We start from the raw sequence: 22,693 nt of genomic DNA, 5'->3' as shown, positions 1-22,693 counted from the left end.
GCAGGGGGGCCGTTTCACTGCCGGTTGATGTCCTGCCATGCCTGAAGGACCGCGACGTCGGTCGACGGCTCGTACGGCATGCGTACGGCCTGTGTGCCTCCATCCTTCAGGTCGTCAGGGGTGAGGTCGGGGGAGCCGAACACGACGTGGTCGACCCCCACTCCGTGGGTGAGCCACAGGCCCGCGCCGCCGGGTGTCTCCTCGCGCTCGCGGACGAGCAGGTTACGGCCGGTACCCCAGCTGATGAGGAACCATCCCCGGCCCACCTGGCGGACGTGACCGCGCAGCTGGTCCGCGAACAGCGTCCTGGCGGTGTCGAGCGACGCCACGGTCAGGCCGACCCAGGAGATGGCGCACGGTTTCCCGGCGGACTCGGGGAAGCCCTCGGGAGCGGGTGAGGTGAACCCGCCCACCAGGTCCTTGTCCGACTCGGCAAGCTGTATCAGTGTCCCCATGCCCGCCTGTTTCGGGTGCAGGAACGCCTCTTTCCAGTAGGTTTCATTCCGGCCACCCAGGGTGTCGATCCCGATCGCCCGTAACCGGTCCAGGGCGTCGACCAGGGAAGGGACCTGGAAGGTGAGATGGTGCGGGCCGGGGCCGTTCCTGTCGATGAACCGCCGCATGAAGCCGCCGGGCCGGGCGCCGGGGGAGATGAACTCCAGCCTCATGTCGTGGGCGTAGATCAGTTGGTAGGGCGCGAACTCGCCCGCGTCACCTCCGTGTGACCATGAGCCGCCCAGGTGAACGGCGAAACGAGGGTAGGCGTCCTCCCATGACTCGACCCCGATGGCGAGGTGGTCGAAGATGACGACGTCTGACATGTGCGTCCTCTCCCGTGCGGGAATCTCTGGAAACGGCGGCGGGCCCGGACGGCATGTCGTCCGGGCCCGCGGGCCTCGGTCTGATTCGGTCCGGCTTGGCCCGGTCCGGTTAGGTCTGACTCGGCCCGGTTTGGTTCGGCCTGGCTCGGTCCGGTTCAGGCCGGCAGCCGGGTGGCGAGTTCGAGACCGTTGTCGCGCATCACGCGCCTGCTCTGCTCCACCGTGTACTGGAAGTTCTCCAGGTCCTTGATGTAGGAGCCGGGGTTGGCCAGGCCCTCGACGTGCGGGTAGTCCGATCCCATCAGGATCCGGTCGACGCCGACGAGGTCGCGCAGCGCGCCCAGTTCGTCCTCGTAGAAGGGGGCCACCCAGATGTGCCGCCTGAACGTCTCGCGAGGGTCCTCGGGATACAGGTACGGAGTCTGGCCGAAGGACTTCTTGAGCTTGTCGAACAGGTGGAAGACCCAGTCGGAGCCCACTTCGATCGAGGCGATCCGCAGCCGGGGGAAGCGCTCGAACAGCCGGTTGGCGAGCATGCTCGCGATGGTGTCCTGAAGCGAGTTCGCCGAGACGAGGCCGCGGAAGGGACTGGCGCGGAACGCCTCGGTGAACTCGCTCTCACCCCAGTCGGCCAGGTATTTGCTGTAGTAGGAGTCGCCGCCGTGGTAGAGCACGGTGATGCCGGCCTCGTTCGCCCGCGCCCAGAAGCCGTCGAACATCGGGTCGGCGGGTGACCTGCCGCCGCTGGGGGTCATGACGGGCCCGCCCACCATGACGACGAAGCGGGCGTCCTGCTCAAGTGCCCACTCCAGTTCCCTGACCGCGTTGTCGGGGTCGACCAGCGTGATGTACGGCGCGGCGAAGATGCGCTCCCGGTAGGCGAATCCCCAGTCCTCGGCGAGCCAGCGGTTGAAGGCGCGGAAGGCCGCGGTGAGCGCGGGCACGTCGTGCAGGAGCGCCTGCTCCATGCCGACGCCGAGGGTGGGCAGGAAGATCGCGCCCTGCATGCCCTGCTCGTCCATGAGTGCGAGCCGCGCGTCACGGTCGCGGTACTCGGGCCGGACGGGTTCCAGTTCGCCGAAGAGTTCGAGTGTCCCTGCGGACTTGGGGTTGCGGCCGCGGAAGTACTCGTCCATGGCGCCCGGCTTGGCCACCGGGTCGAAGGTCGGGTTGGGGATGAACTTGTTCACCCGGCCCCCGACCAGGAGCCGGGTCCTGCCGTTGATCGTCGCCCACTGCATCGTTCGCTTGGCGAACTCGGGTTCCAGGTGGCGGGTGAAGGCGTCGAGTGCCTCGTAGTAGTGGTTGTCGCAGTCGAAGTACCTGAAGGGCAGGTCAGCCACGGGTTCGTACCTCCCGGTCGTCGCACACGGCACTCTTGGGCCGCCGCATGCAATGTAGAACGGGATTTCAGTTGTTGCAAGCATGGTTCATACCTATGACCATTGGGGAAGCTGTCATCGACCTCTTGACGAAACTGAAATCCTGTTTCAGAGTACCGAGCCAGGACTGAAAAGGAGCTCGCGATGGCCATGCCGTCCGGAGTGCCCGTCATCGACACGATGATCGGATTCCCGCAGAAGGACTTCTCGCAGTACGACTTCATCCGCAGGCAGACCAGGGACCGGGGGTCGCTGGAGGAGATGCAGTTCCCCGCGGAGTACATGTTCAAGCAGGTCCCCAAGGACCTCCCCGCCGACGACCCGATCGGCACCACCCTGGAGCAGATGGACCGCTACGGCATCGTCCAGGGCCTGATCGGAGTCTCCGACGAGGTGTCCCGGGCGGCCTTGAAGCGGTACCCCGACCGTTTCATCCCCTCGGGCAACGTCGACGACCCGAACGACGTCGTGGGCAGCGTGCGCGCCCTGCGACGTGACTACGAGGAGTACGGGATCCGTGCCGTCGGATCGTTCCCGGCGGGGACGTTTCCCCAGGTCGCCATCGATGACCCGAAGATGTACCCCATCTACGCGACCTGCGTGGAACTCGACATCCCCATCTTCGTGTGCGCGGGTATTCCCGGGCCGAGGCTGAAGTTCGCCCCGCAGGAGGTGTCGCGGATCGACACCGTCATGTACGACTTCCCCGACCTGGTCATGGTGACCCGCCACGGCTGTGAGCCCTGGGAGCGGCTCGCGGTGAAACTGATGCTCAAGTGGCCGAACCTGTACTACTCCACCTCCGCCTTCGCCCCCAAGCACTACCCCGAGGCCATCATCAGGTACGCCAACACCCGGGGCGCCGACAAGATCCTCTACGCCGGCTACTTCCCGATGGGGCTCTCCCTGGAGCGGATCTTCACCGACATGCCGGGCGTGCCCTTCAAGGACGAGGTGTGGCCGAAGTTCCTCTCCGGAAACACCCGGCGCATCCTCAAGCTGGACAGGTGAGGTGACGAGACGATGTCGATCGCACTGACCGAGGACCAGCAGGCGCTCGCCGAGTCCATCGCCGGTTTCACCGCCCGCCACGTGAGCTCCGGGTCGACCCGGGCCGAGTTCGAGGACCTGGCGGCCGGGGTGTGGCCGTCGGTCTGGGGCCATCTGGTGGAGCAGGGCGTTCTCGCCATGCACCTGCCCGCCGAGTACGGCGGTGACGACGCCGGGCTCGTCGAGCTCGCCGTCGTCCTGGAGGAGACGGGGCGGGGGCTGATGCCCGGCCCGCTGCTCCCCACCCTGCTGACCAGCCTGGTCGTCGCACGGCACGGTGGCGGCGACCTCTGCGCCCGGGCACTGCCGCGCTTCGCGGGCGGCTCCACCGGCGCGTGCGCCACCACACCGAAGGGCCTTGTCGCAGTGCGCAGGCGGGGCGGCTGGCAGGTGAGCGGCACAACCGAGCCCGTCCTCGGCGCGCTCAGCGGAGAGCACCTGGTGCTCGGTGCCGAGGCTCCCGAAGGCACCGTCTGGTTCCTGCTGGAGCCGGCGGAGCGGGACGCGGTCAAGGTCTCCCGGCAGTCGGGAGTCGACCTCTCCCGTGACATCGGATCCGTCACGGCCGAGGGGCTGCTCGTGCCCTTCGACCGGGTGCTCGCCGTCGACAGCACCGAGTTGCGCTCGCTCGCGGCCGTGCTGTTCGCCGCGGAGGCCGTCGGCATCGCGCGCTGGTGCCAGGAGAGCGGGCTCGGCTACGTCCAGGTGCGCGAGCAGTTCGGCCGGCCGATCGGTTCCTTCCAGGCCATCAAGCACAAGTGCGCGAAGATGTTCATCCAGAGCCGGCTCATGTCGGCGGCGGCCTGGGACGCGGCCTCGGCCGTCGACCAGGACAGGGAGCAGTTCGCGTTCGCCGCCGCCTCGGCCGCGGTCACCTGTCTCGGCGGCATCGCGGAACTGGGCCTGGAGACGGTCACCCTGTTCGGCGGCATCGGCTACACCTGGGAGCACGACGCCCATCTGTACTGGCGCCGCGCGATGAGCCTGGCGACCCTGCTGGGTCCCGCGCACGAGTGGGAGGAGGGCGCCGGGCGGCTCGCCCGCGTCACCGAGCGGGTCAGGACCGTCGATCTCACCGGCGAGCCGGCGGGACTGCGCGCCCGGATCGCGGAGGCGCTCAGCGAGATCGCCGCGGCACCCGAGGCCGAGCGGCGTCGCCTGCTGGCGGAGGCCGGCCTGGTCTCCCCGCACTACCCCAGGCCGTACGGGCTGGCGGCGGACCCGACCTCGCAGGTGGTGATCTCCCAGGAGTACGAGCGCGCCGGCCTGACCCAGCCGTCGACGGTCATCGGCGAGTGGGCCCTGCCCACGGTCATCGCGCACGGGACCGAGCGGCAGCGCGAACGCTTCGTCATGCCCACGCTCCTCGGCGACATCGTCTGGTGCCAGCTGTTCAGCGAGCCGGGTGCCGGGTCGGACCTCGCCTCGCTGAAGACCCGGGCCGAGAAGGCGGACGGGGGCTGGGTGCTCAACGGCCAGAAGGTCTGGACGTCGAGCGCGCACGAGGCCGACTGGGGCATCTGCCTGGCCAGGAGCGACGCCGAGGCCCCCAAGCACAAGGGCCTGAGCTACTTCCTGGTGGACATGCGCTCCGCCGGGGTGGAGGTCCGGCCGCTGCGCGAGGCCAACGGCGGCTACCTCTTCAATGAGGTTTTCTTCGACGGGGTCTTCGTCCCCGACGACTGCCTGGTCGGCAAGCCCGGCGAGGGATGGCGGCTGGCCCGCACCACGCTGGGCAACGAGCGGGTGAGCATGGGAAGCGGCATGTCCGGCCCCCGGGAGAATCCCGCCCGCACCGCCGAGGCGCTGGGCGTCGACGGGCCGGCGGTGGTCCGCGACATCGGGGTGCTGACCGCGAAGGTCAACTCCTTCGAGGCGCTCGCCCAGCGCGTGTTCCTGCGACAGCTCTCCGGCCTGCAACCGGGTGCCGAGTCGAGCGTGCTGAAGGTCGTGTCGGCATGGAACGCCGCGGAGATCCGCGGCAGGCAGCTGAGCTGGCTGGGTTCGAGTGCCGGTGTCCTCACCGGTGAGGCCGGCGACGCCGCCCAGGCGCTGCTCTCGGTACCGCCCCTGCTGATCGGCGGCGGGACCAGCGAGATCCAGCTGAACGTGATCGCGGAGCAGGTCCTGCGCCTCCCCCGTGAACAGGTTCGATGAGCACCGGTTCACAGTGATCAAACCAGAGTTCAGGGAGACACCCATGGCAGAGCAGGAATCGCGCTACACCGTCATATCGTCGGACACCCATGCCGGGGGAAGTCACGCGATGTACCGGGAGTTCCTGGAGCAGAGGTACCACGACGACTTCGACGCCTGGCGGGGCCGGTACAAGAACCCGTTCAGCGATCTCGGTGACACGCGCCGGTACCGCAACTGGGACGACGAGATGCGCGACTCCCAGCAGGACGCGGACGGTGTCGTCGGCGAGGTCATCTTCCCCAACACGGTTCCCCCCTTCTTTCCCAGTTTCGTGCTGTTCGCACGGCCGCCCAAGCCGGACGAGTACCAGCACCGCCTCGCCGGAATCCGCGCTCACAACCGCTGGCTGGAGGCGTTCTGCCGGCGGGCGCCGGAACGACGGGCGGGCATCGGCCAGATCTTCCTCAACGACGTCGACGACGCCATCGCCGACGTTCGCTGGATCAAGGAGCACGGGTTGCGCGGGGGAGTGCTGCTGCCCACGATCCCGCCGGACGTCGACTGGATCAAGCCGCTGAACCATCCCGACTACGACCGGCTGTGGGCGGTGTGCGAGGAGCTCGAGGTTCCGGTGAACGTGCACGGCGGCACCGGCTCGCCCGCGTACGCGCCGCTGCCGTCGTCCGCCCTCATCATGCTCTCCGAGATCACCCACTACTCGCGGCGGCCCCTGCTGTTCATGCTGCTCTCCGGCGTTTTCGAGCGCTTCCCGAGGCTCAAGGTCGTGCTGACCGAGCAGGGTTGCTCGTGGCTGCCGCCCCTGCTGGAGCAGCTGGACTCGACCCTGGCGGCGATTCGCGACAGCGGCGCGATCGGTGAGCTGAGGTTCAAGCCGGAGCACATCCTGCCCAGGTCGGCCACCGAGTACTTCCGGCAGAACGTCTGGCTGGGCGTGAGCTTCCCCCAGCGTGCCGACGCCGCCGCGGCCCGCGTCCTCGGCGTCGACAAGTTCATGTGGGGCAGCGACTACCCCCACGACGAGGGCACCTACCCGTACACGACCCTGTCCCTGCGCCAGCTCTTCCACGACTGGCCGGAGGCGGACCTGCGGAAGATCCTCGCGGAGAACGCGGCCGACGTCTACGGCTTCGATCTGAACGCTCTCGCGGGTCCGGCGTCGCGCCTCGGTCCCAGGGTCTCCGAAGTCGCCCAGCCGCTCACCGAGCTGCCGGACAACCCCAACGAGGCCCTGGTCCGCAACGTGACAGCGGCCTGACCCGCCACCACCGCAACGTGACAGCGGCCCGACCCGCCACCTGAGCCGAGGTCGCGCGGCGGCCACGGCCGTCGCGCGACCTCGGCGCGCTCCAGCTCATCTCTTTGAAACGAGGTTTTCGTTCATATCTCAAACCTCTGCCCGGCCGTCGTACTCCAAGTGTGATCACAGTTGCCTCGGTGAAGCACAGGCTTCTGAGCTGGCTAAACATGACATCTATTGTCAGAGTTCGGGCCGTGGGGCTTAGGCGCGTCGAGCCCTTGGAAACCTTGACGAAACAGGAATCTTGTTTCAGGATCAGACCCAACCTGATCGCCGGACCGGCGAGGGCATCCGGTGAATCCCACCCCTCGAACGTTGTCCCGACCGACTCAGATGTCCCGACACGTGCCCGATTCGAAAAGTGTCACCGAGGAAGGGGCGGTTCCATGATCGCCTACAGTCCACCCACCCCCCAAAGCAGCGGAGGCCGTTCATGAGCCTCCTTGACGTACAGGACCTGACCTTGCGGTTCGGCGGTGTACGCGCCCTGGACGGCGTGTCCTTCGCCGTGGAGGAAGGTGCTCTCGTCGCCCTTGTCGGCCCCAACGGTGCCGGGAAGAGCAGCGTGTTCAACTGCGTCAGCGGCCTGTACCGGCCGAATGACGGCAGCATCGAGTTCGCCGGCGAGAACATCCTCACGCTGCCCTCCCACGCGCTCGCCTCCCGCGGGATCGGACGGACCTTCCAGAACCTCGCCCTGTTCCCGCGCCTGACCGTGTTGGAGAACGTGCTGCTCGGAGGCCATACCGCGCACCGCTCCAACGCCCTGGCGTGCGCCCTGCGCTGGCCGGGGGAGAGGCGCCGAGAGCGAGAGGCGCGAGGACGCGCCCTCGAGGTGCTCACCGAGCTCCGGCTCGCCCATCTCGCGGACCAGCCGGCGGCGGGGCTTCCCTTCGGCACGCTGAAGCGCATCGAGATCGCCCGCGCCGTCATGAGCGGCCCGTGCCTGCTGCTGCTGGACGAGCCCGCCGCGGGCCTGACCCACGGCGAGGTCGAGGAACTCGGCACGACGATCCGCTCGCTCCGCGAGACGCACGGACTCACGGTGCTTCTGGTGGAACACCACATGGGCCTGGTCATGACCATCTCGGAGAGGGTGATCGTGCTCAACCTCGGACAGGTCATCGCCCAGGGGCCGCCCGGCGAGGTGTCGACGGATCCGGCCGTGGTCGCCGCCTACCTGGGAGCCGCCGCATGACCGCCGCACTGGCCGTCACCGGCCTCACGGCGGGCTACGGATCGCTCATCGTGCTGCGGGACCTGACCTTCCATGTGGACCCCGGCGAGATCGTCGTCATCCTGGGGGCGAACGGCGCGGGCAAGACCACCACGCTGCGGGCGCTCAGCGGAGAGATCCCGGCGGAGGGGACGATCGAGCTCGCCGACCGGCAGGTGGGCGGGCTCCGTGCGGACCAGCGGGCCCGGCTCGGCATCGGACACGTGCCCGAGGGACGTGGCACCTTCGTGGACCTCACCGTCGAGGAGAACCTGCGGCTCGGCGCGTACCACCGGCCGGCGCGGGAGGTGCCCGGCGCGATGGAGCGCTGGTTCGAGGTCTTCCCCCAGCTGGCGGAGCGACGCGGACAGCTCGCGGGCAGCATGAGCGGAGGCGAGCAGCAGATGCTCGCGGTGGCGCGGGCCCTGATGGGCGCACCGAAGCTGCTGCTGCTGGACGAGCCCTCGATGGGACTGGCGCCGATGCTGGTCGCGGAGCTGTTCCGGAACCTGGCCGAGATGAACAGGCGGACCGGCACCGCGATGCTGCTCGTCGAGCAGAACGCCGAACTCGCGCTGTCGATCGCCGATCGCGCGTACGTGCTGGAGCACGGTCGGATCGTCTCGACCGGCACCGCCGAGGAACTGCGCGGCGACGACTCCATCCGCCGGGCCTACCTGGGAGTTTGACACCGCAATGGAATTGTTGATCCAGCGCCTGGTCGACGGAACGTCGAACGGGTTCCTCTACGGGGCCGTGGCACTGGCCCTGGTGCTCATCTATCGCTCCACCGGACTGATGAACTTCGCCCAGGGCGAGATGGCGATGTTCAGCACCTTCGTGGTCTGGAAGCTGGCGGACCAGACCCTGGGGCTGGGGCTCGCCCTGGTCGTCGCCATCCCGGTCGGCATCCTTTTCGCCTTCCTGCTCGGGGCGGTCATAGAACGCGTCGTGATCCGGCCCTTCGAAGGGGGGACCAACAACCACCTCAGGCTGCTGATCGTCACCCTCGGCCTCTTCCTCGCGATCAACGCCCTGGCCGGATACATCTTCAGCACCGACACCGAACGGCTGGAGTCGCCGTTCCCGGTCGGCGGCCTGAACCTCGGCGGCGTCAACATCAGCTACCTGGAGATCGGCACGATCGTCGTCTTCCTACTCGTGGCGCTGCTCATCCGGCAGCTCTTCATGGGCACGAAGCTCGGCCTCGGCCTGCGCGCCGCCGCCATGAACCCCTCCTCAAGCCGTCTGGTCGGGATCGACGTGAGCCGGATGATGATGATCGGCTGGGGGCTGGCATCGGCGATCGGAGCCCTCGCGGCGGTCCTGGTGGCCCCCGTCGTGTTCGTCAGCACGAACATGATGGCCACCCTCCTGCTGTACGGATTCGCCGCGGCGGTGGTGGGCGGCTTCGAGAGCGCGCCCGGCGCCCTGGTGGGCGGCGTGCTGGTGGGCCTCATCCAGTCCCTGTCCGCCGGTTACCTGCCCTTCATCGGTAACCAGCTCCAGCTCGCGACCGCGTTCGCGGTGATCCTTCTCGTCCTGCTGATCCGCCCGCAGGGGCTGTTCGGCCGAGTTCCGGTGGAGCGGGTATGACCACAATGCGAACGACCGCCGGCGCGGCGCCCTGGCTCGTCGGCCTGGTCCTTCTCTTCCTGGCCCCGTTCGTCCTGGGAGTCACCGGCATCCGGGGCCTGCTGGAGGTGTTCTTCCTCGCCGTCGCCGTGATGAGCCTCAACCTGCTGACCGGTTTCAACGGGCAGCCGTCGATCGGCCACAGCGCGCTGATGGGCCTCGGCGCGTACACCACGGCGCTGGCGGTGCAGAACTACGGCTGGTCCTACTGGACGGTGCTGCCGATCGCGATCCTCATCGCCGCACTGGTGGGCGCGGTGGCCGGCATCCCGGCCCTGCGGATCCGCGGCATGAACCTGGCGCTCGTCACGATGGCACTGGCCCTGGTCTTCCCCCAGATACCGGTGCGTTTCACCGACTGGACCGGTGGCACCGCCGGGCTGACCGTCGACCGGAACCTGAGCGCCCCCGTCTCGCTGGGCGTCTCCGACGTCGCGTGGCAGTACTGGGTGCTGCTGACGATCACCGCGCTGATCTTCCTGCTCATCCGCAACGTCATGCACAGCTCGGTCGGCCGCTCCCTCATCGCGATCCGCGACCAGCACGTGGCGGCACACACGGTGGGCATCAACGTCAAGGCGACGAAGGTGGCCGTGTTCGCCGCCAGCGCCGCGGTGGCCGGCGTGTCCGGATGGATGTTCACGGTCACCAACCAGTTCGTCAGCCCCGGTGACTTCACGGTCCTGGTATCGATCAACCTGCTGCTCGGCATGGCCATCGGCGGATCGGGAACCCTGGTGGGCCCGATCCTCGGCGCGGTGTTCCTGCACTACGTCCCCGAACTGCTGGCCGCGGCCGGCGTCAACCCCCAGCTCACGCCCGCGGTGTACGGCGTGCTGCTGATCCTGCTCACCTTCTTCCTGCCTCAGGGCCTCGCCGGAGGCGCCAGGACCGTGATCCAGCGGCTCCGCGGGCCGCGCGGCGGAGCCGTCACACCGGAGAAGGAATCCCAGTCCCCCCGTCCCGTCGCCGCCTGACTCCGGCCCTCCGCGCACCACACGAAGGAGAACCGATGACCCCCAGACCTCATGTACGACTGCTCGCCGTCATGGCCGTGCTCTCCCTTTCCGCCACGGCCTGCGGCGGCAGTGCCATCTCGGCCGCGGGCGCCGGCCAACCCGCGCCCGCGGCCGCCGGGGCGGCGGCCGGCTGCCCCGACAACGGCACCGAGGGGCTGACCGACACCACGATCAAGCTCGGCGTGTCACAACCGCTGTCCGGACCACTCGTCGCCGTCGGCGGGGGCTTCGTGGTCGGCATGAACGCCTACTTCAACTACGTCAACAGCAAGGGCGGCATCCAGGGACCGGACGGTAAGAGGCGCAAGGTCGAACTGATCGCCAAGGACGACCAGTACGTGGCCACCAAGACCAAGGCCAACGTCTCCGCGCTGATCTCCCAGGACAAGGTCTTCGCGATGCTCGGCCTGTTCGGCACGTCCGGGAACCTGGCGGCGCGGCCGTTGCTCGCCAAGGAGTGCGTGCCCTCGCTGTTCCCCACCTCGGGAGCGCCCGAGCTCGGCAACCCGGACTATCCCTGGGGCGGGCCCGCGGGAAGCATCTCCTACCTGCTGGAGGCCAAGGCGACCGGGGAGTACCTGAAGTCGGTCAACCCGAACGCCAAGGTCGCGATCCTGCACCAGGAGGACGACCTCGGCCGCGCCTACCTGCAGGGTTTCAAGAAGGGCATCGCCAACTCGAACATCGAGATCGTGAAGACGGAGTCCTTCGAGTCCACCGACCCCGATGTCGCCAACCAGATCACCAGCCTTGCCGCGTCCGGCGCCGACACGTTCTACGACATCGCCATCGGTCTGCAGGCGATGCAGGCGCTGAACCACGTGCACGCCAGCGGGTGGAAGCCACGCATCCTGCAGGCGGCCCAGCTGGGCCTGTCACTGCTCAAGAAGCTGCAGCCGGGAGCGGGCGACGGCCTGGTCATCTCCACCACCGCCTACGACCCCGACCTGCCGGAGAACGCCGACCTACCGCAGATCAAGCTCTATCTGGAGTGGTTCGAGAAGACACCCGGGCACGAGAGGCAGGTGCCGTCCACGGCCGTCGGCGGCTGGACGGCCGGGATGCTCGCGACATGGGCGATCGAGCACGCCAAGACCATGGACCGGGTGGGCGTGATGGAGTCGGCGCACAACATGGAGGTGACCGAACCGACCGTCTACCTGCCGGGTGTGAAGGTGCGCACCGGTGACGGCGACGACTTCCTGCTCGAAGGGGTCCTGCAGCAGCGGCTGGACCGCGCCGCGGGCAGGCTGATCCCCATCGGAGAGGTGCAGGACTTCGACGGCACCACCGAGTACGAGAAGATCACAGGATGAGGGCCCTGCCATGTTGCTGACCGGATTCGAAGGCAGGGTCGCGCTCGTCACAGGAGCGGCGCGGATGCGATCCATCGGCCGCTCCATCGCCCTGGGCCTGGCCGAGGCGGGCTGCGACGTCGCCGTGACCGGCACCAACCGGCCGCCGGAGGCATTTCCCGCACACGAGCGGGACGCCGGATGGCAGGGGCTGGCCTCGGTCGCGACGGAGATCGCGGCGCTGGGACGGCGATGCGTGACCATAACGACGGACGGGGCCGCGAACGAGGAGAACGCCGGCCATGTCCTCGACGAGGTCGTACGAGGGCTCGGCCGGGTCGACATCCTCGTCAACAACGCGGCCGCGTCACGGGGCGCCGACCGGGTGAGCGTGGCCGGACTGGATCCGGCGGTGTGGGACACCGTGATCGGCACCAACCTCACCGGTTCCTTTCAGCTGAGCCGGGTGGTCGCGCGACACCTGCTCGCCAGGAAGGAGGGCGGAAGCATCGTCAACATCTCGTCCATCGGTGGCAAGCTGATGGGGGCCAGGACGGCCGCGTACTCCGCCTCGAAGGCGGGACTGCACGCGCTGACCTCGGCGATGGCCCAGGAGCTGGGGCCGGAGGGGATCCGCGTCAACGCCGTGTGTCCCGGGATAGTCCGGACCTCCCGGCTCGACGACCTGCCGGACGAGGCATGGGACCGCATCATCGAGACCACGGTGCCGCTCCGGCGGGCGGGTGATCCCGGTGAGGTGGCGAACCTGGTCGTGTTCCTCTGCAGCGACCAGGGCTCGTGGGTGACCGGACAGGCGTGGAACATCGACGGAGGTCAGCTGACGATCCACTGACGGAGTGGCCGGTGGCCGGTGGCGGGCTGAGGGCCGGTCACCGGCCACTTTGAACCCGGAGTTCTCCCACTTTGCGAACCAGGAAACAGAGAATTAACCCTGTTCACTCAGTCTGATCAGATCAACGAGTGGAATAGAGCTGTATTCTAGGTCAGTGTCCAGCGGGTCGAGGGGAACTGCCGGTGATTACTGACGTTTCGGGTCCGGTCGCGCCCGAGTTACTCCGCCGAGACCAGCGTGAGCGCCGGGAGCGAATCGTGCGCACCGCGCTGCGAAGCCTCGCGAGTAGTGATTACGAACGGGTCAAGGTGTCCGACGTGGCCCGGGACTCGGGTGTGGCGCTGGGCACGCTCTACAGGTACTTCACCTCCAAGGAGCACCTCTTCGCGGCCGCGTTCCGGGAGTGGCAGGAAGGGCTCAAGCGCAAACTCGACAAGTCCGCCCCTGCCGGAGAAACGGAGCGCGAGCGCATCGGTGATGTGCTTCATCGCACGGTTCGCGCTTTTCAGATGCAGCCCCAGTTCTATCGGGTTCTCATCGTGCTGGAGACGGCGTCCGACCCTTATGTCGCGGACATCTACCACTCGCTCGACGGGATCTTCGTCGATATCGTGAGATCCGGGTTCGCGAGCGAGGAAGCTCTGGACGAGGACCACCAGGCGATTTTCAGCGTCCTCACGGCCGTGCTCAACGGGGAGCTGCGCGCCTGGATCATGGGACGCCGGACCATCGACAATGTGTACAAGGCCATCGACGACGCCATCCGCCTGATCTACGAGTTTCCGGCGGGACGCTGAAGAAGCCCGGACCGGAGAGGGCGTGAGCGGGATTCGGGGTAATGCAATCGCTCGTACGCGGACCGGCCGTTGAGCCGAAAACCGCTGAGGTGTGGTTCACGACGAGATCCGTGAGCGTTACCTTCCACCGGGTCGTGAAACACAATCGGCTTCCCCTTCAGGAAGCGTCTGATCGCGTGTTCCCGGGTACGCCGTGCCATGGTCTGCCATCTTGAGATCGACGGTGCGGCCGACCGAGTGGTCTGTCACCTGTGTATGGCGATCCGTATGGGACACGGGCCCGCTCATACCGGTTAAAGAGAAAACAAGCTGAAAGATCAAGGCGGGTCGAGCCGTCGATCGCACCGCGCGATATGACGAGACGGGAGAGCGGATCGTCGATTTCTCGGCGCACTTGTTCGCGGCCAACGATTATGCCGATACCGGCTGCACCGAAACAGGCGACGAGATCAACCCGGCCGGTGGCGCACCGTACCACCGCCTACCACTACGGGTCGAAGGGCGCCAGGCCAACAGTCGTGGTGTTTCCAGGATGACCAGCGGATATCGTGTCGGATGTGTCGGAATCCCGTTCCCCCCTGCCCGCTGTCGACCTTGCCCGTACGGTCGTCTTCGCCGCCTTCATCGCGGTGCTTGGGATCTTTCCCGGAATCTACGCCGGCGGTTCGAGCGTCCCCATCGTGCTTCAGAACGCCGGGCCGTTGCTGGCCGGCAGCATCCTGGGCGCACGCCGTGGCGCCGCCTCCGTCGTGCTGTTCCTCGGGCTGGTCGCGATCGGCCTGCCGCTGCTCTCCGGCGGGCGGGGCGGCATCGGCTCGTTCTTCGCCCCGAGTAGCGGCTTCCTGATCGGCTGGGTCCTGTCCGCGCTGGTCGCAGGTCTGATCGTGTCGCGCGCCAAGCGCGTCGGGCTGCCGGTGCTGCTGCTGGCCAACGCGGCCGGGCTGGTCGCCGACTACCTGATCGGCATCCCGTTCCTCGGCGTGTACATCGGAGACCTGCCGGCGGCCGCGGTGCAGTCGCTGATCTTCGTGCCGGGTGATCTGATCAAGGTGGTGGCCGCCTCGCTGATCGCCGCCGTGGTGCATCGCGCCCTGCCGGGTCTGTCGGCGAGAGCGGCGACGCGAACCGGATGATGCTCGCGACTCCCCGCTCCCGAACGAGATGGAAGGCGGTTCCATGATCGAGTTCGAGGGTGTCGGGCACAGCTACGGCGAGCGGGTCGTGCTGTCCGAGGTGAACCTCCGCCTGCCCGAGCGGAGGGTGGCCTTCGTCGGCGCGAACGGCTCCGGCAAGTCCACCCTGGCCCGCATGATCAACGGCCTGGTGCTGCCGAGCACGGGCCGGGTGCTGGTCGACGGGCTCGACCCGAGCCGCAAGGGCCGTGAGGTACGGCGGCGCGTCGGGTTCGTCTTCACCAATCCGGACAGCCAGATCGTGATGCCGACCGCTGGGGAGGACGTCGCCTTCTCCCTGCGGCGCAGCGGGCTGCCCGCCGGGGAGCGTGCCGCGCGGGCGGCCGAGATCCTGGCCGAACACGGGCTCGGCGGCTACGCGGACCATCCCGCGCACCAGCTCTCCGGCGGGCAGAAACAGCTACTCGCGCTGTGCGGGATGCTCGTGCTCGACCCCGACGTGCTCGTCTGCGACGAGCCGACGACGCTGCTCGACCTGCGGAACAAGAGGCAGTTCTGCACCCTGATCGCGGGGCTGAGGCAGCGGGTCGTGCTGGTGACCCATGATCTTGACCTGCTCGGCGGCTTCGACCGGGTGATCGTGCTCGACGAGGGCCGCGTCGTGGCCGACGACGAGCCGGAACCCGCGCTGCGTCACTACCGGAAACTCGTCGGCTGATGGTCGGCGGATGGTACGAACCGGGGTCGAGTCCGCTGCACCGGACACCGGCCGGCTGGAAGTTCCTCGTCCTGCTCGGGCTCGCGGCGGTGGTGTTCGTCCTGCGCTCTCCCGCGTGGCTCGGCGGTATCTGCGCCGTCATGGTCCTGGGATACATGCTGGCACGGGTCTCACCCGGGCGCTGCCTGCGTCTCGCCCGCACGCTCGGGCTGCTGGTGGCGTTCATGTTCGCGCTGCAGTGGTGGCTGCTCGGCCTGGACGCGGCCGTGCTGGTGTGCCTTCGGATCGTGGCCGCGCTGACCGCGGCGAACCTGTTCACGATCACCACCAGGGTCGACGACGTGGTGTCCGCGGTCGAGCGCGGGCTGCGGCCGCTGCGGCGGTTCGGAGTGCGTCCGGACCGGGTCGGCCTGCTCGTCGGGCTCACCCTGCAGTCGGTGGCCGCACTGTCCAAGATCGCCGCTGAGGTGCGCGAGGCGGCGAAGGCCCGCGGCGCGCAGCGCTCGGTCACCGCGTTCGCGGTGCCGTTCCTGGTGCGTACCCTGCGTCACGCCGACGAACTGGGCGAGGCCCTCGCCGCGCGCGGCGAGGGCGACCGCTGAGTCGAGGTCATCCGCACGCAGGCTGGGCATCTCCCGGCGGAGGGTGCCTCCGATCACCCGTTCGGAGGCACCCCGCTCCCGGCTCCCCCCGTTGGAGCCGGGACCGGGAGGCTCAGCCGGTCGCCAGGTGCTCGGCCTCGTGGTGCAGTACCTCGACCAGGAGCAGCTCCAGATGGAGGTCCTGGTCCGCGAGCGTTTCGGATGGTGTCATCGAATCCCTCCAGCCTTGCTGGTGGGGACGCTTCGCTCACCTCGGGGGTTACCTGCCATAGCGGGCCGGCATGGACGCCCCCTCGGGGGTTATGTGCCACAGCAGGCCGGCATGGACGCCACTCCTGGGGTTACCCGCCACAGCGGGCGGTATGGACGCCCCCTCGGGGGTTACCTGCCACAGCAGGCCGGCATGGACGCTGAGGAGCCCTCGCCCGGCGAGGGCGCGCTCGCCCTCGTGCAAATCGACGATCGCCCGCGGGAAGAGGTGGATCCCGGGCGGGCCGGGCAGGGCGGGCCGGGCAGGCCTGCCGGCCGGGGAGCCGATCAGGGGCCGGTCAGGGGCCGGTGGCGAGGACGGCCGCGCGCATGAGCCGTCCCGGATCGGTGTCGGGGTCGTCGCGGACGACCGCCACGTCCAGACCGGCGGCGGCCAGGCGGCCGAGTGACGCGGCGGCGTCGGCCGCCGTCCCGGCGGCGGTGAACAGGTCGAGCAGCGCGTCGTCGACGAGGTCGGTGCGCGGAGCGTCGGCGAGCCACCCCTCGCGGAACGCGGCGCACAGCCCCGCGTCGAGCCCCGCGGTCCTGGTGATCTCATGGTCGCCGTGCACGCCGAGGTAGGTCGCCACCATGGGGCGCAGCCGGTCGCGGGCCGCGCGCGCGTCCTCGCCCACCGACAGCCCGACGTAGGCGGCCAGCTCCACCCCGGCTCCGACGCGTTCGCGGACCGAGGCGACGTAGGGCGCGGAGGAGAGGATGGACAGCAGCAGGCCGTCCGCCCGCTCGGCGGCCAGGGCCAGCGCCCGCGGGCCCTTGACTCCCAGCACGATCGGCGGGGTACGGCGCGGCGGGGTGAAGGACAGCCCGGCCGACACGCGGAAGTGCTCCCCCCGGTGGTCGACGCGCTCGCCGGTCATCATCGCCCTGACGACGTCGACCGCCTCGGCCAGGCGGCCGATCGGCCGGTCGAAGGGGATGCCGATAGCCGTCGACGCCGTAGGGGATGGACCCCACCGGCGGGTCGGCGTGCCCGGACATCGCCAGCCAGCCACGCTCCTCGACGAGCCGCCGCATCAGGCGCCACCGGTCCGGGGGGTTTTCCAGGGCGACGACGCGGGCGCCGTACACCTGTATGAGGGTCTTCATCGTGGTCGGCACCGACGCCACGGTCAGCACCACGCAGGGCAGCCCCGCGCGCGCCGCGTAGGCGGCGACCGCCGCCCCGTGGTTGCCGGTGCTCGCCACGACCACCGCTTCGACGCCCAGTCCCACGGCCTTGGTGACCGCCACGGCGGCCAGCCGGTCTGGGCGTCGGCCAGGGCCGAGCGCGGCCCGGTGGTCGCCACCACGAAGCGCGGCTCCGCGCCACCGGCGACCATCGTGGCGGCCACCGCCCGGGCGAGTTCCTGCTCGGTCACCCCATCCGCGGCGATCTCCAGGGCGGCGCGTACCCCGGCCTCGGCGAGCCGGGCGGCGTGGCGCAGCAGCATCACCTCGCCGGGGAGTTTCACCCCGCGGACCAGGCTCGCCCAGCCGGTGGCGTCGGCCGCGGCGGGGTCGCCCGCGGCCTCGCGCAGGGCCGAATCGCCGTCGAGCCCCTCGACGCCGTAGCGGAGCCCCGCCCCGGCGGCCCGGGCCGCGGTGGCGAGCGCCGCGTACAGATCGGGGTGCCGGTCGGCGGCGCCGGTGAGGGGCGTGGGGCCGGACGACTCGAATTGGCGGCCACGACCGGGTTGCGGAACGGCAGCACCATGATCGCCGTGGCCAGCCGGATCCGGCTGGTGAGCGCCGCGACGTAGCTCAGGTAGGCGAACGGGTCGTAGTAGCGGGGCGGGGTGTCGAACTCCTCGCGAACGTAGCCCTGCGTGGTCACGTGGTCGTTGCCCCAGACCGAGTCGAATCCCAGCCGCTCGGCCTGGACGGCCAGCTCGACCGCCTCACCGGCGTCGGCGTAGGGGACGGGGTACATCAGTCCCTCGGTGCCCGTGGGCACTCCCAGACCGAATCTCATCGAACATCTCCTTCCCGTGCGTCGGCCACGACCGCGACCTGTGTGCTCCGTCTGAGGGCGGCCACCGCCCAGCCCAGTACGGCATAGCAGACGAACCCGTAGACCAGCCCCTCGATCGCGTCGGTCAGCAGGACGTCGGTGTACTTCGCCAGCACCGCCGCCACGACCCAGGCCGCGAGGGCCTCGATCCGCACCGTCGGCGCCGACTCCAGCAGCTGGTCGCCCGTGCGGCGGCGGGCCAGGATCCAGAAGTGCGCGATGAGCACGCCGGCGAACGGCGGCGCGACGACCGCGATGACGTTCAGGAAGACGAGGAACTGGGCGGCCAGGCCGGCGAAGGCGACCAGGACCGCGATGACGATCGAGATCATGGTCCAGACGGGTTTGCCGACGCGCAGCCCCAGGGTGTTGGAGGCGTTGGTGAAGGCGAGCGAGGCCGAGTAGAGGTTGTTGTCGGCGGTGTTCCACAGGGCCAGCACCAGCATCACCGCGGCCGGGGCGAGCAGGCCCAGTCCCTGCATGACCAGCACGAAGTTGCTGTTGCCCACGGACATGGCCGAGATGGTGGCGATGGTCTCGAAGACCCCCGCGCCCACGACGAACCCGACGAAGCAGGAGATGATCACGTCACGGCCGCGGGAGGCGAAGCGCGTCACGTCCCCGACGAGCGCGGCGCCGGTGACCCACGTCGAGATGACGGCGCCGACCGCGACGGCGAAGCCGATGGGCACCGCGGGCTGCTGGGTGACCACCTCGGCGAACCCGCCGTCCCCGCCGCCGATCTTGAAGAGCGCCAGCAGCGCGATCGCGACCTCGATGGGCACCGCGATCGCGGAGAACTTCGCCAGCCGTTCGCTGATTCTCAGTGTTTGTCGTTGAGGATCAGCGAGCCGCCGCGTTGCCGCAGCGGCGTTCCCCGTTTTCGGGGTTCCCGTTTCACCGGTGCGCGCCCGGCACAGGTGCCGGGTCCTACCGCTCCTCGGCGGGCGTTTACCGTCTCCCCGCAACTCTGGGCGACGTCGGCCGCGAGCGTGGCCAGGTTACGGGCGGCGTTCAGATCCCGATCCAGGACCAGACCACACCCGCCGCATTCAAAAATGCGTTCGGACAGGGCGAGCTTGGCTTTCACCACACCACAACCCGAACACGTCTTACTACTGGGATACCAGCGGCTCGCCACCACCAGCTGACCACCACCCCAGCCGGTCTTGTAGGTGAGCTGCCGTCTCACCTCACCCATCCCGACGTCGGCGACCGCGCGGGCCAGGCGCCGGTTGGCGAGCATGCCCGACACGTTCAGGTTCTCGACCACGACCGTGCCGTAGAGGCGGGCCAGTTCGCTGGTGAGCTTATGTAGGCCGTCGCGCCGCTGCCGGGCCGCCCTCGCGTGCGCCTTGCCCAGCGCGGCCTTGGTCTTGCGCCAGCGTGCTGACGGCTCCCGGCGACCACCAGCAGAAGTGCGCGGCCCTGCCTGGCGGGCCAGTTGCCTGTTGAGCCGCCGCAACCGCCGCAACGCCGAACGGTGATGTCTGGGGTTGTCGACGACCTGGCCGGTGGACAGCACCGCCAGCGCCTTAACTCCCAGATCCACCCCCACCACCGCCCCCGGCCGGGCCGGAACATGCTCGGCGCGGTCGATCTCGCAGGTGAACGACACAAACCACCGGCCCCCCTCCCACCGGATGGTCGCCGACAGAATCCGGCCCGTACCCCGCTCCAGGTGACGGGCGAGCTTCCGAGTGGACTCACACGTGCGGATCGTGCCCAGCCGCGGCAACGTGACATGCCGACGATCGGCCTCCACGCGGATGGTGCCGGTGCTGAACCGGCAGGCCGGGGTGGTGCGGTGCTTGGACTTGAACCGGGGAAACCCGACCTTCTTTCCCTTGCGCTTGCCGGTGCGCGAATCGGCCCAGTTGCGCAACGCCCGCGCCAGCGCCTCCAGGCCGCTGTTGTAGGCCTCCTTGGAGTTCTCACCCCACCACGGCGCGACACCGTCCTTGGCCACGTTCCACCGTCTGCGCAACGCGTACAGCGACCAGGGCACCTCGGTCAGCAACTCAGTCGCCACTCCGTAGGTCTTCTCCGCCTCCCGCTGCGACAGCGCCGCCTTGACCAGGCCCAGCGCCCAGTTAAACGCGAACCGCGCCGCCCCGCCATGTGAGAACAACGCACCGGCCTGGGCCGGAGCGGGGTCGAGGGCAAAGCGGTAGGCCTGCTGAACCCACACCACCCCACCCCCTGCCCTTTACCCACCGCTGTCGAACGACGACGGCTAGCTTACCCTCAGGGATGATCGACAGCTCCCCAATCAGCAGGAAAGCCCGCCAACGGCACGGGACCCAACCCCGACAGCGCGTACCGCCTCCTGCCACACCTCGGCCCGCCGGACAGAGAAGGCCAAAGGAGAACTGATAACCACTGATGAAGCAATCAACAGCCCATAGCCCCCTCGACGCCCGCCGCCTGGTGGACACGGTGCTGACCCCGTTGCGGCCCAGCCCGGCGCTCATCGAGACCCTGCGGGCCTATCTCGCCTGCGGCCTGTCGGTACGGCTGACCGCGCAGCACCTGTCGATCCACGAGAACACCGTCAGCTACCGCCTGCGCCGCATCCTCGGGCTCCTGGAACTGGACGGCTCCTCCCGGCTGCTGCGCCCCGACGTCCTCCTCGCGCTGCGGGCCGACGAGCTCGGCCAGGGCCGACGGGACGCGCGCCTCACCGACCGCGGCACGGAGTGACCGGCCCGGTTCGTGGGCGACGGCCACGGGCCGGGCCGTCGACCGCCCTCTCCCGTCCACCCTGCGGACGCGGGGTGGACGGGGACGGGGAGCCTGCGGTAGCCGGGGTCGGCGGCCCGGTCACGGTGTGGCGGGTCAGCCGACGCCGGGTTCAGCCCAGAAGATCGTTCCGGGGCCGCGCAGCTCAACCGCGCCATAGGAGGCGGGGACGAAGGCGGACTCGCCCGACCGTAGAACCTGCCCGCCGACCTCGACCTTGCCCTCGGTGCACACCAGGATGCGCGGTATCCCCCCCTCCAGGGGGAGCCCGGAGCCCGGGACGGCCGTGCCGAGGCGGAACTCCGGGGCGAGCGTGTGGTAGAGGTTGCCGACCGGCTCGACCGGCAGGGGCGAGATCGAGGGGTCGGTGACGCGCAGCAGCTCGTCGACGTCCATCGGCTTGCCGGTCAGCCCCGCGCGGAGCACGTTGTCGGAGCTGCCCATGATCTCCACACCGAAACCGCTCAGGTAGCAGTGCAGGACTCCCGCGTCCAGGAACAGCGCCTCACCGGGCCGCAGCTCATGGCGCTGCAGGAACAGCGGGGCGAGGCAGGCCGGGTCCTCGGGGTGGATGCGGGCCAGGCGTACGACCGGTTCGTTGTCGGGGCCGCCGGCGGCCGACGCGGCCCGCGCGATCGCGGCCACAAGATCCCCCCTGCCCTCCTTCGGCCACTCCACCAGCGCGTGGAGCGCGGCGGAGGCGTCCCCGGCCGCCAGCGGCGCCACGACGGGCTCCAGGTCCGGCACGCCCAGCCCGCCGATGAGCGCCGCGGCCTCTCGCGGCGGACGGAACCCGGCCAGCGCGGTGAACGGGGTCAGTGCGCAGATCAACTCGGGCTTGGGGAACGGGTCGACGTAGACGCCCCTGGCGTAGCCCTCCTCCGCCTGCCGCCGCGACGGGTGAACCTGCAGTGACAGCGGCAGGTCCACGGCGATCAGCTTCAGCAGGTACGGCAACCGCGTGCCGAACCGCTTGACGGTCTCCTTCCCCAGTTCGGCCATCGGGTCGGCGGCCACCGTCTCGGCGAGGGAGTGCCAAGCTCCCTGACGCAGCACCGACGAGGAGCCGGACGGGTGGGTGCCGAGCCACATCTCCGCCTCGGGCCGCTCCGCGGGGGAGGGACGCCCGGCCAGCGTGGCGATGGCCGTGCGCGATCCCCAGTCGTAGTTCTTCACGGGATTGCGCAGCAGATCCGTCATGACGTCTCCAACAGAGCGGTTCCGCGCGGTCCGCCGCCGTTCCCCGGCAGGGGGGACCGTCGTGACGCGGGGACGTCGCCCGGCCCGGTCGTGCCGGCCGCCGCGCGGGCGGCGGGGATGAAGGAGCTGTTCATGACCCTCCGTGTCCGTGAATCCGAGCGGGAAACGAATGAATGCCGCGAACGCCGATGCTACGCGTCTTCGATGTCTCTCGACCGCGAATACGCGGCCAAGATCGGGTGAACAGGTCCGTCGACCGCGAGGTGACGGATGACGGCACCGGCAGGGGCACTCCCGACATCCGGGGCCGCGCGCTATGTCCGGGGGTGGCACGTTATGGAGGCCGCCACCGAGTCGGGCGGTGCGCTTGGTGCGGGTGGGCACTCCGGCGGTGGACGGCGGTGCCGAGTGTGATCCGGCCCGCGGCCGCGGTCCACCGGCGACCGGCCGGAAGAGCACGAAGCCGCCAAGGCCCCGAACCGGAACTTTGACGGCTGTTCGATCTGATCCGCT

At 69.3% G+C, this 22,693-nt stretch carries 22 protein-coding genes and 1 pseudogene; 14 read left to right on the top strand and 9 right to left on the bottom strand.

What is annotated here, in order from left to right:
• Positions 1-14: 14 nt before the first annotated feature.
• Both OIE13_RS16555 and OIE13_RS16550 read right to left on the bottom strand, forming a co-directional pair.
• Positions 15-821 (bottom strand): VOC family protein, encoded by an 807-nt coding sequence (locus OIE13_RS16555; protein WP_326830201.1) that lies wholly within the window; start codon positions 819-821, stop codon positions 15-17.
• A gap of 155 nt (positions 822-976) precedes the next feature.
• Positions 977-2,164: an amidohydrolase family protein gene (locus OIE13_RS16550; RefSeq protein ID WP_326830200.1), complete on the bottom strand. Its 1,188-nt coding sequence runs from the start codon at positions 2,162-2,164 to the stop codon at positions 977-979.
• 183 nt (positions 2,165-2,347) lie between these two features.
• On the opposite strand from OIE13_RS16550, the gene OIE13_RS16545 reads away from it, so the two are divergent.
• The 13 genes from OIE13_RS16545 (at position 2,348) to OIE13_RS16485 (ending at position 15,978) form a co-directional block, all read left to right on the top strand.
• Positions 2,348-3,214, top strand: coding sequence for an amidohydrolase family protein (locus OIE13_RS16545; RefSeq protein ID WP_326638716.1), 867 nt, complete (start codon positions 2,348-2,350; stop codon positions 3,212-3,214).
• 12 nt (positions 3,215-3,226) lie between these two features.
• Positions 3,227-5,410 carry an acyl-CoA dehydrogenase gene (locus OIE13_RS16540; RefSeq protein ID WP_326830199.1) on the top strand — a complete coding sequence of 728 codons (2,184 nt, stop codon included), beginning with the start codon at positions 3,227-3,229 and terminating at the stop codon, positions 5,408-5,410.
• A gap of 43 nt (positions 5,411-5,453) precedes the next feature.
• Complete coding sequence (locus tag OIE13_RS16535) at positions 5,454-6,668, top strand: amidohydrolase family protein (RefSeq protein ID WP_326638719.1); 1,215 nt, start codon at positions 5,454-5,456, stop codon at positions 6,666-6,668.
• A 475-nt stretch (positions 6,669-7,143) separates the two neighbouring features.
• On the top strand, positions 7,144-7,908 hold the full coding sequence (locus OIE13_RS16530; RefSeq protein WP_326830198.1) for an ABC transporter ATP-binding protein: 765 nt from the start codon (positions 7,144-7,146) through the stop codon (positions 7,906-7,908).
• Positions 7,905-8,615 (top strand): ABC transporter ATP-binding protein, encoded by a 711-nt coding sequence (locus tag OIE13_RS16525; RefSeq protein ID WP_326638723.1) that lies wholly within the window; start codon positions 7,905-7,907, stop codon positions 8,613-8,615. The genes OIE13_RS16530 and OIE13_RS16525 overlap by 4 nt, the downstream gene beginning before the upstream one ends.
• A 7-nt stretch (positions 8,616-8,622) precedes the next feature.
• Positions 8,623-9,522 (top strand): branched-chain amino acid ABC transporter permease, encoded by a 900-nt coding sequence (locus OIE13_RS16520; protein WP_326638725.1) that lies wholly within the window; start codon positions 8,623-8,625, stop codon positions 9,520-9,522.
• A complete protein-coding gene (locus OIE13_RS16515) occupies positions 9,519-10,538 on the top strand; it encodes a branched-chain amino acid ABC transporter permease (RefSeq protein WP_326638727.1) in 1,020 nt (339 codons plus the stop codon). The genes OIE13_RS16520 and OIE13_RS16515 overlap by 4 nt, the downstream gene beginning before the upstream one ends.
• 35 nt (positions 10,539-10,573) lie before the next feature.
• Complete coding sequence (locus OIE13_RS16510) at positions 10,574-11,896, top strand: ABC transporter substrate-binding protein (RefSeq protein WP_326830197.1); 1,323 nt, start codon at positions 10,574-10,576, stop codon at positions 11,894-11,896.
• A 10-nt stretch (positions 11,897-11,906) separates the two neighbouring features.
• On the top strand, positions 11,907-12,728 hold the full coding sequence (locus tag OIE13_RS16505; RefSeq protein ID WP_326638731.1) for an SDR family NAD(P)-dependent oxidoreductase: 822 nt from the start codon (positions 11,907-11,909) through the stop codon (positions 12,726-12,728).
• Between the two features lie 257 nt (positions 12,729-12,985).
• Positions 12,986-13,525 carry a TetR/AcrR family transcriptional regulator gene (locus OIE13_RS16500; RefSeq protein WP_326638734.1) on the top strand — a complete coding sequence of 180 codons (540 nt, stop codon included), beginning with the start codon at positions 12,986-12,988 and terminating at the stop codon, positions 13,523-13,525.
• Between the two features lie 557 nt (positions 13,526-14,082).
• Complete coding sequence (locus OIE13_RS16495) at positions 14,083-14,658, top strand: biotin transporter BioY (protein ID WP_326638738.1); 576 nt, start codon at positions 14,083-14,085, stop codon at positions 14,656-14,658.
• A 43-nt stretch (positions 14,659-14,701) separates the two neighbouring features.
• Positions 14,702-15,376, top strand: a complete 675-nt coding sequence (locus tag OIE13_RS16490) for an energy-coupling factor ABC transporter ATP-binding protein (protein ID WP_326638740.1) — start codon at positions 14,702-14,704, stop codon at positions 15,374-15,376.
• Positions 15,376-15,978 (top strand): energy-coupling factor transporter transmembrane component T family protein, encoded by a 603-nt coding sequence (locus tag OIE13_RS16485; RefSeq protein ID WP_326638742.1) that lies wholly within the window; start codon positions 15,376-15,378, stop codon positions 15,976-15,978. Before OIE13_RS16490 ends, OIE13_RS16485 begins: the two co-directional genes overlap by 1 nt.
• Before the next feature lie 548 nt (positions 15,979-16,526).
• Here the strand turns inward: OIE13_RS16485 and OIE13_RS16480 are convergent.
• The 6 genes and pseudogenes from OIE13_RS16480 to tnpB form a co-directional block, all read right to left on the bottom strand.
• On the bottom strand, positions 16,527-17,240 hold the full coding sequence (locus tag OIE13_RS16480; protein WP_326638744.1) for an LLM class flavin-dependent oxidoreductase: 714 nt from the start codon (positions 17,238-17,240) through the stop codon (positions 16,527-16,529).
• A gap of 19 nt (positions 17,241-17,259) precedes the next feature.
• A pseudogene (locus OIE13_RS16475) lies at positions 17,260-17,433 on the bottom strand (pyridoxal-phosphate dependent enzyme); the annotation flags it as partial.
• Positions 17,358-17,699: a M24 family metallopeptidase gene (locus OIE13_RS16470; RefSeq protein ID WP_326638746.1), complete on the bottom strand. Its 342-nt coding sequence runs from the start codon at positions 17,697-17,699 to the stop codon at positions 17,358-17,360. The gene OIE13_RS16470 and the pseudogene OIE13_RS16475, both read right to left, overlap by 76 nt.
• On the bottom strand, positions 17,696-18,199 hold the full coding sequence (locus OIE13_RS16465; protein WP_326638748.1) for an LLM class flavin-dependent oxidoreductase: 504 nt from the start codon (positions 18,197-18,199) through the stop codon (positions 17,696-17,698). The genes OIE13_RS16470 and OIE13_RS16465 overlap by 4 nt, the downstream gene beginning before the upstream one ends.
• Positions 18,196-19,047, bottom strand: a complete 852-nt coding sequence (locus tag OIE13_RS16460) for a cytosine permease (RefSeq protein ID WP_326830294.1) — start codon at positions 19,045-19,047, stop codon at positions 18,196-18,198. Before OIE13_RS16460 ends, OIE13_RS16465 begins: the two co-directional genes overlap by 4 nt.
• A gap of 14 nt (positions 19,048-19,061) precedes the next feature.
• On the bottom strand, positions 19,062-20,429 hold the full coding sequence (tnpB, locus tag OIE13_RS16455) for an IS607 family element RNA-guided endonuclease TnpB (protein ID WP_326638750.1): 1,368 nt from the start codon (positions 20,427-20,429) through the stop codon (positions 19,062-19,064).
• A 194-nt stretch (positions 20,430-20,623) separates the two neighbouring features.
• On the opposite strand from tnpB, the gene OIE13_RS16450 reads away from it, so the two are divergent.
• Positions 20,624-20,941 carry a helix-turn-helix domain-containing protein gene (locus tag OIE13_RS16450; RefSeq protein WP_326638752.1) on the top strand — a complete coding sequence of 106 codons (318 nt, stop codon included), beginning with the start codon at positions 20,624-20,626 and terminating at the stop codon, positions 20,939-20,941.
• A gap of 135 nt (positions 20,942-21,076) precedes the next feature.
• Here OIE13_RS16450 and manA read toward each other — a convergent pair whose 3' ends face one another.
• Entirely contained in the window at positions 21,077-22,180 is a 1,104-nt protein-coding gene (gene manA / locus OIE13_RS16445; protein WP_326638754.1) for a mannose-6-phosphate isomerase, class I, read from the bottom strand.
• Positions 22,181-22,693: the final 513 nt, after the last annotated feature.

Origin of the sequence: Streptosporangium sp. NBC_01810, from assembly GCF_035917355.1 — a bacterium.
Lineage (GTDB): Bacteria > Actinomycetota > Actinomycetes > Streptosporangiales > Streptosporangiaceae > Streptosporangium.
Note: the sequence above shows the minus strand (reverse complement) of the source record. Positions and strands in the feature narration are given on the sequence as shown.

Coding starts and splice junctions, on each gene's coding strand:
- OIE13_RS16450 (WP_326638752.1), top strand. CDS start 20,624: ATGAAGCAATCAACAGCCCATAGCCCCCTCGACGCCCGCCGCCTGGTG.
- OIE13_RS16545 (WP_326638716.1), top strand. CDS start 2,348: ATGGCCATGCCGTCCGGAGTGCCCGTCATCGACACGATGATCGGATTC.
- OIE13_RS16485 (WP_326638742.1), top strand. CDS start 15,376: ATGGTCGGCGGATGGTACGAACCGGGGTCGAGTCCGCTGCACCGGACA.
- OIE13_RS16505 (WP_326638731.1), top strand. CDS start 11,907: ATGTTGCTGACCGGATTCGAAGGCAGGGTCGCGCTCGTCACAGGAGCG.
- OIE13_RS16515 (WP_326638727.1), top strand. CDS start 9,519: ATGACCACAATGCGAACGACCGCCGGCGCGGCGCCCTGGCTCGTCGGC.
- OIE13_RS16525 (WP_326638723.1), top strand. CDS start 7,905: ATGACCGCCGCACTGGCCGTCACCGGCCTCACGGCGGGCTACGGATCG.
- OIE13_RS16540 (WP_326830199.1), top strand. CDS start 3,227: ATGTCGATCGCACTGACCGAGGACCAGCAGGCGCTCGCCGAGTCCATC.
- OIE13_RS16510 (WP_326830197.1), top strand. CDS start 10,574: ATGACCCCCAGACCTCATGTACGACTGCTCGCCGTCATGGCCGTGCTC.
- manA (WP_326638754.1), bottom strand. CDS start 22,180: ATGACGGATCTGCTGCGCAATCCCGTGAAGAACTACGACTGGGGATCG.
- OIE13_RS16555 (WP_326830201.1), bottom strand. CDS start 821: ATGTCAGACGTCGTCATCTTCGACCACCTCGCCATCGGGGTCGAGTCA.
- OIE13_RS16535 (WP_326638719.1), top strand. CDS start 5,454: ATGGCAGAGCAGGAATCGCGCTACACCGTCATATCGTCGGACACCCAT.
- OIE13_RS16520 (WP_326638725.1), top strand. CDS start 8,623: ATGGAATTGTTGATCCAGCGCCTGGTCGACGGAACGTCGAACGGGTTC.
- OIE13_RS16465 (WP_326638748.1), bottom strand. CDS start 18,199: ATGAGATTCGGTCTGGGAGTGCCCACGGGCACCGAGGGACTGATGTAC.
- OIE13_RS16530 (WP_326830198.1), top strand. CDS start 7,144: ATGAGCCTCCTTGACGTACAGGACCTGACCTTGCGGTTCGGCGGTGTA.
- OIE13_RS16490 (WP_326638740.1), top strand. CDS start 14,702: ATGATCGAGTTCGAGGGTGTCGGGCACAGCTACGGCGAGCGGGTCGTG.